11 protein-coding genes are annotated in these 12298 nt (G+C 69.6%); 2 read left to right on the top strand and 9 right to left on the bottom strand.

All coding sequences use genetic code 11. The annotated features are described in order from the left end of the window. Nucleotides 1–38: 38 nt before the first annotated feature. From RBR11_RS10495 to RBR11_RS10485, 3 genes are all read right to left on the bottom strand, one after another. Nucleotides 39–1007: a carbohydrate ABC transporter permease gene (locus tag RBR11_RS10495; protein ID WP_308489278.1), complete on the bottom strand. Its 969-nt coding sequence runs from the start codon at nucleotides 1005–1007 to the stop codon at nucleotides 39–41. Next, nucleotides 1007–2227, bottom strand: a complete 1221-nt coding sequence (locus RBR11_RS10490) for a sugar ABC transporter permease (protein ID WP_308489404.1) — start codon at nucleotides 2225–2227, stop codon at nucleotides 1007–1009. The genes RBR11_RS10495 and RBR11_RS10490 overlap by 1 nt, the downstream gene beginning before the upstream one ends. Nucleotides 2228–2437: 210 nt before the next feature. Continuing rightward, nucleotides 2438–3769: an ABC transporter substrate-binding protein gene (locus tag RBR11_RS10485; protein WP_308489277.1), complete on the bottom strand. Its 1332-nt coding sequence runs from the start codon at nucleotides 3767–3769 to the stop codon at nucleotides 2438–2440. A 240-nt stretch (nucleotides 3770–4009) separates the two neighbouring features. Between RBR11_RS10485 and RBR11_RS10480 the strand changes: the two genes are divergently transcribed. Next, nucleotides 4010–5020, top strand: coding sequence for a LacI family DNA-binding transcriptional regulator (locus RBR11_RS10480; protein WP_308489276.1), 1011 nt, complete (start codon nucleotides 4010–4012; stop codon nucleotides 5018–5020). Between the two features lie 66 nt (nucleotides 5021–5086). Here RBR11_RS10480 and rplL read toward each other — a convergent pair whose 3' ends face one another. From rplL to RBR11_RS10460, 4 genes are all read right to left on the bottom strand, one after another. Then, nucleotides 5087–5467, bottom strand: a complete 381-nt coding sequence (gene rplL, locus RBR11_RS10475) for a 50S ribosomal protein L7/L12 (RefSeq protein ID WP_308489275.1) — start codon at nucleotides 5465–5467, stop codon at nucleotides 5087–5089. 49 nt (nucleotides 5468–5516) lie between these two features. Further along, nucleotides 5517–6005 carry a 50S ribosomal protein L10 gene (rplJ, locus tag RBR11_RS10470; RefSeq protein ID WP_308489274.1) on the bottom strand — a complete coding sequence of 163 codons (489 nt, stop codon included), beginning with the start codon at nucleotides 6003–6005 and terminating at the stop codon, nucleotides 5517–5519. 219 nt (nucleotides 6006–6224) lie between these two features. Continuing rightward, nucleotides 6225–7079, bottom strand: coding sequence for a formate dehydrogenase accessory sulfurtransferase FdhD (gene fdhD / locus RBR11_RS10465; RefSeq protein WP_308489273.1), 855 nt, complete (start codon nucleotides 7077–7079; stop codon nucleotides 6225–6227). Nucleotides 7080–7102: 23 nt separating this feature from the next. Then, nucleotides 7103–9409: an FdhF/YdeP family oxidoreductase gene (locus tag RBR11_RS10460; RefSeq protein WP_308489272.1), complete on the bottom strand. Its 2307-nt coding sequence runs from the start codon at nucleotides 9407–9409 to the stop codon at nucleotides 7103–7105. Between the two features lie 220 nt (nucleotides 9410–9629). Between RBR11_RS10460 and RBR11_RS10455 the strand changes: the two genes are divergently transcribed. Beyond that, nucleotides 9630–10310 carry a YqaJ viral recombinase family protein gene (locus tag RBR11_RS10455; protein WP_308489271.1) on the top strand — a complete coding sequence of 227 codons (681 nt, stop codon included), beginning with the start codon at nucleotides 9630–9632 and terminating at the stop codon, nucleotides 10308–10310. Between the two features lie 8 nt (nucleotides 10311–10318). Here the strand turns inward: RBR11_RS10455 and RBR11_RS10450 are convergent, their stop codons facing one another. Both RBR11_RS10450 and RBR11_RS10445 read right to left on the bottom strand, forming a co-directional pair. After that, entirely contained in the window at nucleotides 10319–11020 is a 702-nt protein-coding gene (locus RBR11_RS10450; protein ID WP_308489270.1) for a SipW-dependent-type signal peptide-containing protein, read from the bottom strand. Nucleotides 11021–11164: 144 nt separating this feature from the next. Then, nucleotides 11165–12292, bottom strand: a complete 1128-nt coding sequence (locus RBR11_RS10445) for an SseB family protein (RefSeq protein ID WP_308489269.1) — start codon at nucleotides 12290–12292, stop codon at nucleotides 11165–11167. Between the last annotated feature and the right edge of the window lie 6 nt (nucleotides 12293–12298).

The following is a 12298-nucleotide window of genomic DNA, read 5'->3' as shown; positions in this document are numbered from 1 at the left end:
CCGAGCCTGTCGAAGGGCCCGGATCCACGGGAGTGTCGCTAGCCCTTCGTCGCGCCGGCCAGCAGGCCGCGGACGAAGAACCGCTGCAGGGCGAAGAACACGATGAGCGGGACGATGATCGAGATGAAGGTTCCCGCCGACTGCAGGAACCACTTGTCGCCCCACGACCCCGACAGCGAGTTCAGCGTCTGGGTCAGCGGCAGCGACGACTCCGGCGCGAAGATCGTCGCCACGAGCAGGTCGTTCCAGACCCAGAGGAACTGGAAGATCGCGAACGAGGCGATCGCCGGCATCGCCAGCGGCAGGATGATGCTGAAGAAGATCTGCCCGTGACCGGCCCCGTCCACGCGCGCGGCCTCGACGATCTCGCCAGGGATCTCCGCGATGAAGTTGTGCAGCATGAAGATCGCCAGCGGCATCGCGAAGATCGCGTGCGCGATCCACACCGTCGCGAAGCTGTGATCCACGTCGCGCAGCTCGAGTCCGGGGAAGATCTGCGTGCCGAACAGCGTGAGCCCGCGCGAGAACATCGACAGCAGGGGCACGAGCGCCATCTGGATGGGCACGATCTGCAGGGCGAAGACGAACACGAACACGAGGTTCTTACCCTTGAAGCTCATCCAGGCGAAGCCGTACGCGGCGAGCGAGGCGATGAAGATCGGGACGACGGTCGCCGGGATCGTGATCGCGAGCGAGTTCAGGAACGATGCCCCCAGCGTGAGGGCCGTGCCGCCCGAGGTGAGGGCGTCCGCGTAGTTCTGCAGCGTGAACGACGGGTTCACGAACACCGTCCACCAGCCGGTGCTGTTCGAGTCGGCGCCGGGGCGGAACGACGTGACGAGCAGCCCGAGCGTCGGGATCGTCCAGAAGACCGCGATGATCACCGCGGCGAGCGTGGCGCCTCTCGACGTGAGCCGCTTCTGCGCGATCGCCTCGTGGCGGCGGGTGTCGCGCGCGACCTCGCGCTTGGTGCGACCGTCGGTGACGATCGCCTGCGTGGCACTCATCAGCGGATCTCCCTCTGCTTGGCCATCTGCCGGGCGTTGTAGACGATCAGCGGCAGCACGAACAGGAACAGCACCACGGCGAGCGCCGAGGAGTGCCCGTAGCTCTGGAACCGCTGCTGCTGGTTGACCATCTCGAAGCCCAGCACGGTGCTGTTCGCCCGGCCGCCGGTCATCACCGCGACGATGTCGTAGACCTTGAGCGAGGCGATCGTGATGGTCGTGAGCACGACGATGAGCGACGTCCGGATCCCGGGTACCGTGACGTTGCGGAAGCGCTCCCAGGCGTTCGCGCCGTCGAGCTCGGCCGCCTCGATCTGCTCGGTCGGGACCGCCTTGATCGCGGCGGAGAGGATCACCATCGCGAACCCGGTCTGCGTCCAGATGAACACGATGAGCAGGCTGATCGTGTTGACGAGCGGCGACGTGTCCAGCCACGAGACCGGCTTCCCGCCGAAGAGCGTCACGATCGCGTTCAGCAGGCCGATCTGGTCGCCCTGGCGGTAGTCGTAGATGAACTTCCAGATGATGCCGGCGCCGACGAACGAGATCGCGACGGGCATGAACACGAACACCTTGAGGATCTTCTCGCCGCGCGCCCGGTCGATGAACACCGCGTACGCGAGGCCGAAGATCGTCGACACGATCGGGGCGATGAGCGCCCAGATCAGGGTGTTGATGACCGACCAGAACCCCTCGGGGTTGGTGAACACCCACTGGTAGTTGTCGAGCGCGACGAAGTCCTTGCCGGTCTTGTCGAAGAACGACTGGATCACGGTGCTCACGGCCGGATAGATGAGCCCGACGAGCAGGAGGATCCCTGCGGGCGCCATGAACAGCACGAGCTGCAGGGTGTAGCCGGATCCCTCGCGGGCACGGTAGTCGGCGAAGAACAGCATCCCGCCTGCGATCAGTGCGATCGCCATGACGTAGATCACCGAGTTCTGATACGGCCGCAGCAGCATGAAGGCAAGGGCGGGGATGAGGAAGCAGGCCGCGAGTCGCAGCCAGAAGTAGCCCTTGCCGTGCCGCGGCGCGTACTCGATGAGCAGCAGCAGGATCGTCGCGACGACGGCGAACACCACGAGCACGATCGGGATCTGCAGCAGCGGGCTCAGGCCGCCGATCCAGACGAAGAAGCTCTTGAGCGAGAAGCCGATCGTCGTCGGCCGCGCCTCCTCGGCGGGCGGGCTCGCCAGCAGGGCGACGAAGACCCCGACCATCGCCACAGCGCCCACGACGAGGGCGCCGACGGTGACGGATCGGGAGGCGGTCGTGCGGCCGGATCTCGAGGATGCGACCACGGAGGAATGCGACATTGCGGACCCCCTTCTGGGTTCGACGGTGAACTCGGTCAGGACCAGCGTGTGGACGACCGCGGGGCCGCCCGCGAGAAGCGGACGAGCCCCGCAGCCGTCACAGTGGTGCTCAGACTAGTTCTTGTAGCCCGCCTGGATGTCGTTCAGGACGTCGGGGGTGGGCTTGCCGTCGATCCAGCTGACCATGCCCTTCCAGAAGGATCCCGAGCCGACCGTGGCCGGCATCAGGTCGGAGGCGTCGAAGCGGAGCACCGTCTTCGGGTCCTGCACGGTCTTCATCGCGTCCTGCAGGAACGGGCTGGAGGCGAGCGACGGGTCGGCGTTCTTGTTCGCCGAGATCACGCCGCCGAGCTTGACGCGAGCGTTCGCGAAATCGGCCGAGGACATGAACGCGAGCACCTTCTTCGTGGCCGCGTTGTCGCTGAAGCCCGCGACGAACTCGCCGCCGCCCTCGACGACCTTGTCGCCCTCCTTGATGCCGGGCATCACGAACGCGTAGACGTCGCCGTCGGCGGCGACCTTCGGCGGCGTGCCGGCCTTGGTCTTCACGTCGAGGAAGTTCGAGGACAGGAACGACGCCTGGTGGGTGAGCGTGCAGGTGCCGTCCGCGACCTTGGCCGCGACGTCCGCGAACGCGGTCGAGTTGATGCTCTTCACGTCGCCGAAGCCCGCGTTGACGTACTTCGGGTCGAGCAGGATCGAGCCCACGGCGTCGAAGGCCTGCTTGATCTGCGGGTCGGTGAACTTCACGTCGCCGGCGACCCACTTGTCGTACACGTCGGGGCCGCTCTGGCGCAGCACGAGGTCCTCGATCCAGTCGGTGCCGGGCCAGCCGGAGGCGTCGCCGGAGGCGAAGCCCGCGCACCACGGGGCCTGACCGGTCTTGGCCTGGATCGTCTTGGTGAGGGTGAGCAGCTCGTCCCAGGTCTTCGGCACCGTGACGCCGAGCTCCTTGAACTTCGCCGGCGAGTACCAGACGTAGCCCTTGACGTTGGCGAGCATCGGGGCGGCGTAGAACTTGCCGTTGAACGTGCCGTAGTTCTTCCAGTCCTTGGACCAGTTCTTGTCGACGTTGTCGGAGACCTCCTTGGGTGCGACCTTGACGGAGCCCGTGTCGACCAGGCTCTTGAGCAGACCGGGCTGCGGCACGATCGCGATGTCGGGGGCGCTGCCGCCCTGCACCTTGGTGACGATGTTGCCCTCGAAGGCCTTGTCGCCCGTGTAGACCACCTTGATGCCGGTGTCCTTCGTGAACTTGTCGAAGGACTTGTTCAGCTGGTCCGCCTCGGTTCCGGTGATGCCGCCGGAGATCTTGACGGTCTGGCCCTTGCCGGACGAGTCTCCGCCGCCCGACGACGATCCTTCCGCGCAGCCCGCGAGGGCGAGGCCGGACACGGCGAGCAGTGCCAGCGGGGCCAGCAGGCGACGTCGCTGCGACATTCCCATACGTTTTCTCCTTCGAATCACGCTCGGATCGCGCGGGTCAGAGTCCCGCGCCATCGGCTCCTCCCAGGAACCGTTTCCAGGTGACACTATTCTCCTCGGCCCTGACACGCAACGTTCTTCCGGTCACAACTGGATAACCCTGGGATGGCATACCGGAATCCGGAAACGAATTGAGGGAACCGGTTCCATGACATCGAAGGAATCGCTAGGGTGAGGGCATCGCTTTTCGAGGAGGAAGCCGTGACCGGGATCATCGATGTGGCGCTGCGCGCGGGCGTGGCGAAATCGACGGCCAGCCGCGCGCTGAGCGGCAACGGCTACGTCTCCGCGGAGACGAGGGAGCGCGTCGAGCGCGCCGCCCGCGAACTGGCGTACTCCGCGCACTCGAGCGCCTCGAGCCTCGCCACCGGCCGCACCTCGACGATCGGCGTGATCATGCCGATGGCCGACCGGTGGTACTTCGCCGAACTGCTCGCCGGCCTGCAGCAGGCGCTCGTCGACCACGGACTCGACCTCACCCTGTACGGGGCCGCCGAGGGCAGCGCCGAGCGCGCCCGGATGCTCGACCACGCCCTCGCCGGGCGCCGTTTCGACGGGATCATCGCGGTCTGCCTGCAGCCGGGCGCGCACGAGTTCGAGCGGCTCACCGCGACAGGTCTGCCGCTCGTGTCCGTCGGCCCCTTCTCCGAGCACGCCAGCACCGTCACGATCGACGACGTCGCGGCATCCCGGGTCGCGACGGAGCATCTCATCGACCTCGGCCACGAGGACATCGCCTTCCTCGGCGACGTGGTCGACGGCGACCGCTTCAGCTTCGGCGAGCGCAAGCGGCTGGAGGGCTACCGGCAGGCGATGACGGCGGCCGGGCTGGAGGACCGGATCCGGGCGCTGCGGACCCCGTCGACGATCCCTGAGGCTTTCGCGACGACGGCGGCGCTGCTCGCGGATCGGCGCCAGCGGCCCACCGCGATCACCGCGGTGTGCGACGAGGCCGCGATCGGGGCTCTCATCGCGGCGGGACGACTGGGGATCGGCGTGCCCAACGAGCTGAGCGTGACCGGCATCGACGACCACCGCTACGCCGAGATGTTCGGGCTGACCACGATCCGGCAGACTCCGCAGCAGCAGGGCGCGGAGGCCGTGCGCCTGCTCCGCGCGCGGATGCTGGACCGCGAATCGCCCATCGAGCACGTGTCCGCGCCGGCGTCGCTCGTCGTGCGCTCGTCGACCGCTCCGCCCCGCGGATCCTGAGAAGGATCCGGAGAAACACGAAGGCCCCGGGAGAACCCGGGGCCTTCGCAGCGTCGGAACGCGAGATTACTTGAGGGTGACCGTCGCGCCGGCCTCCTCCAGAGCGGCCTTGGCCTTCTCGGCGGCGTCCTTGTTCGCGCCCTCGAGCACGGCCTTCGGGGCACCGTCGACGAGGGCCTTGGCCTCGCCGAGGCCGAGCGAGGTGAGCTCGCGGACCGTCTTGATGACCTGGATCTTCTTGTCGCCGGCAGCCTCGAGGATGACGTCGAAGGAGTCCTTCTCCTCGACCTCTTCGGCAGCACCAGCGCCACCGGCGCCGGCAACGGCGACGGGAGCGGCAGCGGTGACCTCGAACTTCTCCTCGAACGCCTTCACGAACTCGCTGAGCTCGATGAGGGTCAGACCAGCGAACTGGTCGAGCAGCTCGTCAGTGGTGAGCTTCGCCATGATGTATCTCCTAGATTGATGGGGTTTGTGGGAAGAAGACCTGCCGGGCTCACGCAGCCTCGGCGGTCTCCAGCTTCTCGCGGAGGGCGTCGATGGTGGCGGCAGCCTTGCCCATCGTCGCCTTCATCATGCCCGCGGCCTTCGCCAGCAGAACCTCGCGGCTCTCCAGGGAGGCGTACTTGTTGACCTCGTCGGCGTCGAGGGCGTTGCCCTCGAAGATGCCGCCCTTGATCACGAGAAGCGGGTTCGCCTTGGCGAAGTCACGCAGAGCCTTGGCGGTGGCGACGAAGTCACCGTGCACGAACGCCACGGCCGACGGACCCTTGAGGTCCTCGTCCAGCGACGTGATCCCCGCGTTGTTCGCGGCGATCTTGGTCAGCGTGTTCTTCACCACGGCGTAGTCCGCGTCCTGACGGATGTTGTTGCGCAGCTGCTTGAGCTGGGCGACCGTCAGACCGCGGTACTCGGTCAGCAGGACGGCGTTCGAGTTCTCGAAGTTCTTCGTGAGCTCGGCAACCGTTGCATCCTTCTGCGCCATGGTCACTCCTTGATGGGTACGGGATGCTCCACGGCGGTGGAGCATCGGCCTCGACCCGCCCGGTTGCCCCAGCAATGAAAAAGAGCTCCGGCGCAAGCGCACGGAGCTCGGGATCTCTGACGAGAATCGGTTCGTGACACCTGCGCGGGCCCCTGCGTTGCAGAGCTTCGATCGGTCGCGCTCTCGCACGACACGACGACCAGCGGTCTTCGGCTCCGGTCAGTCTACGGGAACGTCCGCACCCGGCAAAATCGTGACCCGGTCCGGTCGCGTGTACACGTTCATCGACTGCCCGCGCAGGAACCCGATGAGGGTGAGACCGACGTCCTCGGCCAGCTCGACGGCGAGCGAGGAGGGTGCGGACACCGCCGCGAGGATCGGGATGCCGGCCATCGCGGCCTTCTGCACGAGCTCGAAGCTCGCCCGCCCCGACACCTGCAGCACGGTGCCGCCGAGCGGCAGCCGGCCCTGCTGCAGCGCCCAGCCGACCACCTTGTCGACGGCGTTGTGGCGGCCGACGTCTTCGCGGAGCACGAGCAGCTCCCCCGTGGCGGCCTCGAACAGGCCCGCGGCGTGCAGCCCTCCGGTCTTCTCGAAGACGTCCTGGTGCGCGCGCAGGGTGTCCGGCAGCGTCACGAGGGTGGTGTCGTGGACCGTCGTCCCCTCGGCGGCCACGTCGTACGCCGACACTGTCCGCACCGCCTCGATCGACGCCTTGCCGCACATGCCGCACGAGCTGGTCGTGTAGAAGCTGCGGTCGCGGTCGGGCAGCGGGACCCCCGCGGCGAGGCCGATGTCGAGCACGTTGTAGGTGTTGTCGACTCCGCCGGTGCCCGGCCCGCCGCAGTGGATCGCGGCGCGCAGGTGCTCCCGGTGCGAGATGACGCCCTCGCCGACGAGGAACCCGGCGGCGAGCTCGACGTCGTGGCCGGGGGTGCGCATCGTGACCGTGAACGGCTCGCCCGCGATGCGGATCTCGAGGGGCTCCTCGACCGCCAGCGTGTCCGCGCGCCGATGCGGATCCGTTCCGATCGAGACGCGCGTGACCGGTCGGCGCACCGTGATCCTGCCCATGGGTCGATCCTCCGCGAGCGGTCTCAGCGGCGCTCGAGGCGCACGATCACGGACTTCGAGGTGGGCGTGCCGCTCACGTCGGCCACCGAGTCGAGCGGCACGAGCACGTTCGTCTCGGGGTAGTACGCGGCCGCGTTGCGACGCGGCGTGCTGTACGGGATGAGCCGGAACCGCTCGGCGCGGCGCTCCTCGACGCGCCCGTCGGGAGCCCGCCACTCGCTCACCAGGTCGACGACCTCGTCCGGGGCGAACCCGAGCGCGGTGATGTCCTCCGCGTTGATGAGCACGACCCGGCGACCGCCGTGGATGCCGCGGTACCGGTCGTCCTTGCCGTAGATCGTGGTGTTGTACTGGTCGTGCGAGCGCAGCGTCTGCAGCAGCAGGCGCCCCTCAGGGATGCGCGGGTACTCCAGCGGGTTGACCGTGAACTGCGCCCGCCCGTCGGGGGTGTCGAACGTCCGTGCGTCCCGCGGGCCGTTGGGCAGGAACAGCGTGCGCCCCTTGTCGACGCGCCGCTCGAAGTCGTCGAATCCGGGGACGACGTGCTCGATGTGGGTGCGGATCCGGGCGTAGTCGCCCTCGAGGCCGCTCCAGTCCGCCTGCGGGGCGTTGTCCCGGCCGGCGAACACGAGGGCGCTCAGCCGGGCGACGATCGCGACCTCGCTGAGCAGGTCGTCGGCCGGGGGCGCCAGGCGTCCGCGCGAGGTGTGCACGGCACCCATGGAGTCCTCGACGGTGACCCGCTGCTCGCCGCCGCCGCGGCGGTCGCGGTCGGTGCGCCCGAGCACGGGGAGGATGATCGCACGCCTGCCGGTGACGACGTGCGAGCGGTTCAGCTTCGTGGAGATCTGCACGGTCAGCCCGGTGTTGCGAAGGCCCCGCTCGGTGACCTCGGTGTCGGGCGTGGCCGAGACGAAGTTGCCTCCCATGCCGATGAACACGCGCGCCCTGCCGTCGCGCATGGCCCGGATCGCGTGGACGGTGTCGTGCCCGTGCGCGCGGGGGGCCGCGAAGGAGAACTCCTGGTCGAGCGCGGCGAGGAACGCCTCGGACGGCTTCTCGTAGATGCCGACCGTGCGGTCGCCCTGCACGTTGGAGTGCCCGCGCACCGGGCAGACGCCGGCTCCGGGCCGGCCGATGTTGCCCTGCAGCAGCAGCACGTTGACGACTTCGCGCAGCGTCGGCACGGAGTGCTTGTGCTGCGTGAGGCCCATGGCCCAGCACACGATCGTCGCGCCGGAGCGGCGCACGGTCTCGGCGACGTGGCGCAGCTTGACCTCCGGGATCCCGGTGGCGATCTCGAGCTCCGACCACGGCGTCTCGGCCAGGCCGGCCCGGTACGCCTCGAACCCGGCGGTGTGCGCGGCGATGAAGTCGTGGTCGAGCACGCCGCCGTCCCGCTCCTCGCTCTCGAGGAGGTGCTTGCCGATCGCCTGGAAGAGCGCCTGATCTCCGCCCAGGCGGATCTGCACGAACTGGTCGGCGAGCTTCGTGCCGCCCAGCAGCACGCCGCGGACCGTCTGCGGGTTCTCGAACCGCATCAGACCCGCCTCGGGCAGGGGGTTCACCGCGATGATCGTGGCACCGCGCTGCTTCGCCTTCTCGAGCGCGGACAGCATGCGCGGGTGGTTGGTGCCCGGGTTCTGCCCGGCGACGATCAGCAGCTCGGCGTCGTGGATGTCGTCGATCGTCACCGTGCCCTTGCCGATGCCGATCGTCTCGCCGAGCGCCGAGCCCGAGGACTCGTGGCACATGTTCGAGCAGTCCGGCAGGTTGTTCGTGCCGATCCCGCGGGCGAAGAGCTGATAAAGGAACGCGGCCTCGTTCGACGTGCGCCCGGACGTGTAGAAGATGGCCTGATCGGGATCGTCGAGACCGCGGATCTCGTCGGCGATGGTCTGCAGCGCGTCGTCCCAGCCGATCGGACGGTAGTGGGAGGCGCCCTCGTCGAGGATCATCGGATGCGTCAGCCGCCCCTGCTGGCCGAGCCAGTAGTCGTCGTGCTTCTCGAGCTCGTCGATGCTGTGCGCGGCGAAGAACTCCGGGCCGACCGTGCGCAGCGTGGTCTCCTCCGCCACGGCCTTGGCGCCGTTCTCGCAGAACTCGGCGATGTGGCGGTGGTCGGTCTCCGGCCAGGCGCAGCCGGGGCAGTCGAAGCCGTCCTTCTGGTTCACCCGCAGCAGCGCGCGGGCGCTGCGCACGACACCGGCCTGCTGCTCGGCGATCAGCAGCGCGTGCGCGACCGCCGGCACGCCCACCGCGACCTTCTTCGGATCGCCAGCGGTGAGCTTCGACTCGTCGATGTCGGTGCGGGGTGCCTTCGTCGCCATGCCCCCACGTTACGCCGCCGACGACGCCGCCGTCCCGGTGAACGCCGTCCGGGGGATCCGCCGGCATGCCGATATCGGATGCACCTCGTGCGCGATTCAGATGCCGGCAGGTGCGAACCGGCCGAACGTCGTGGGCGCTCCGAGCGGCGAGCGCGCGTCGGCTTCGGTGTGCGCGGCGTGCCCGGGTGTGCAGGTCGGCGGCCGGAGGTAGCCTCGACAGGTGACCCCGGAACTGGAAGCGCGCATCGTGGCCGATTCGCGCGACCGGGTCGCCTGGCTGCGAGCGCGGGCCCGCGGGATCACCGCGACCGACGTCGCCGGGCTCACCAGCGAGGCCTCGATCGCCCGCGCCGCTGACGCCAAGCTCGGCGCCGGCCCCCGGTTCGCGGGCAACGCCTACACCGATCACGGTCGCCGGCGCGAGCCCGAGATCGCCGCCTGGGTGGCCGCCACGCACGGCATCATGCCGTCCTCCGCCCTGTTCCGGGCCGAGGTCGAGCCGCGGCACCTGGCCACGCCGGACGGCATCATGCAGGATCCGGGCGGACGGGTCACGCTCGCCGAGATCAAGACGACGAACAAGTCGTGGCGCAGCATCCCGCGCACCTATCTGCGGCAGGTGTGGTGGCAGCAGCACGTGCTGGGCGCCGAGCGCACCCTGTTCGTGTGGGAGGAGCACGACGACTTCTCGCCCGTGCACGATGAACCGCACTGCCTGTGGATCGACCGCGACGAGCGCGAGATCGAGAACCTGGTGGGCCTCGCGACCCGCCTCATCGACGAGCTGTACCAGCGCACCACCGGCCGCACTCCCCCGACCCGCACGCCGGCCGCGGTCGAGAGCCGCCGCGACGCGCTGCGCGAGCGCGACATGTTCCGCGCCCTCGCCCTCGCGGACTGAACGCCGGCTCAGTTCGACGTGGCGACGAACTGCCAGATCGGGGTGACCGACAGCCCCTGCGCGCCCTCGCCGGCGCTCGCCGGCATCGTGATCGCGAAGCAGTAGTTCACCGGGGATCCGCCGTTCTGCGCGACGGTCTGCGATGCCGTGGCGGACGTGCCGAGCGGCGATCCGTCGGCGATCACCACGGCGGACCCGGCTGCCGCATAGTCGGCGGCGGAGGCGCACTGGGCGGCGCCAACCGTCCTCACGCCGTACGTCAGATAGTCGGCGAGGGTCCCCGCCGGGTAGGCGCCCGCGGTGAGCCTGACGGTGCCGGCACCCGAGGGGTTGGCGGTCTTCACGCTGAGCAGCGCGTAGACGGTCGTGCCCGGCGAGAGCGCGGCCGCGTCGGCGCCGGGCGAGAACGTCAGCGAGGCCGCCGCGCCCGGAGCGGTGTGGTCCGTGAAGGTCGAGCCGTCCGTCGCGGCGACGATGTCGAACCGCCCCGCCGTGAACGCGCCGTGGGCCCCATCGGTGTCGTACCAGTTCGCCAGCGTCACCGCGGCGCCGACGCCGAGGACCAGGCCTGCGCAGAGCACCGCCCGCGCGCGCAGCAGGCGGTCCGTCCACGCCGCGCGGTCGTGTCCGGCCGCACGACGCTCGCGCCCCGCACCGGGACGCGAGCGCCGCCGCTCCCCCGCTGTGAAAAAGGATCCCCCCGGAACCACGCACGCCTCAACTCGACCTGGAGGCGGAACGGGAGCCTGCGGCCCCGATCAGCCTCGAATCGGAATGGACTTCGAGAACATCCTGTATTCCGAAATATCGTTGCGCAAGAGGGATCGCATTATTCGTGCGCGGCTCGGCGCCGGCTACTCGGCGGGAGCCAGCGCGATCACCGGGGCGAGCGCCTCGCGCCCCACGGCGATCGCGGGTCCGGCGGCGTCGACGAGCACGCCGCTCATCTCCGGGTGCTGCGCGAGCACGGCGCCGACCTGCTCCGCGCTGAACGGCAGCGGCTGGTCGCCGCGGCCGAGCGCGATCACCTCGAGCGGGTGGCTGAACAGCTGCAGGTAGCGGGCCCCGTCGGGCGTGTGCGCCTCGGCGACGCCGAACTGCCCGTCACCGGCGACATCGCTCACGGCGACCCACAGCCGCGCGGTGGTGAGCGCCTCGGCGACCCGGGCCTCGGAGTCGGCCTGACGCGGGGCGGCGAGCAGCGCCTTGATCGCGAAGGTGGGATCCGCCTCCTCGAGCGCCTTCTGCAGGATCTCGAACGGGAACACCACGCGGTGCGGTCCGGAGGCGTTGTCGATGATGAGGCCCGCGAACGGCCCCTCGACCACCTGCTGGTAGACGGCCTGGACCGGCTGCACGACCGCGGAGGTCTCGCCGGGCTCCTCCTCGTCCTGCACCGAGTCGCGCACGGCGGCCGCGGAGCTGAACGCGAGCATGTACGCGCTCTCCCCGTCGTTGACGACGGCGACCGAGAGCGGCTTGCCCTCCTTGATCTGCTCGCCCGCGTCGCCGTGCACGCGCAGGTAGAGGTGGCCCTGCAGGGACTGCCGGAGCACGCCGAGAAGCTCGGCCTGGCTCGCGCCCTCCTCGAGCATCCCGAGGGCCTCGCGCAGCAGCACGTTGTCGGGCATGCCGGGGATCGACTCGGTCTGCTCCGGCGGGTCGGCCGGGGCGAGCGGGAGCGGCGGACGGCCGGACAGCGCGGCGCTCGACACCTCGGGCGCCTCGTCCACGATCGCGTCGATCAGGTCGTGACCGGGCTCGGGGGCGTCCGCCGGCGCCGCGACCGCGGGGCCGGACGGGGAGCCGAGCCCCGTGAAGGCCTGCACGGACACGTTCACGACCGGGACGTTCTCGACGGGTGCGTCCTCGACAGGCGCGTCCGGGGTCGGAGTCGCGACGGCCTCGACACCCGTCTCCTCGGCGGGCGCCTCCGGGGTGACGACGTCGTCCTGCTTCTTACGGCGCGAGAAAAGACCCATCAGGCC

The organism is Microbacterium capsulatum (assembly GCF_030865425.1).
GTDB lineage: Bacteria > Actinomycetota > Actinomycetes > Actinomycetales > Microbacteriaceae > Microbacterium > Microbacterium capsulatum.
The sequence above is the reverse complement of the archived record's forward strand: the minus strand, read 5'-3'. Positions and strand labels throughout refer to the sequence as shown.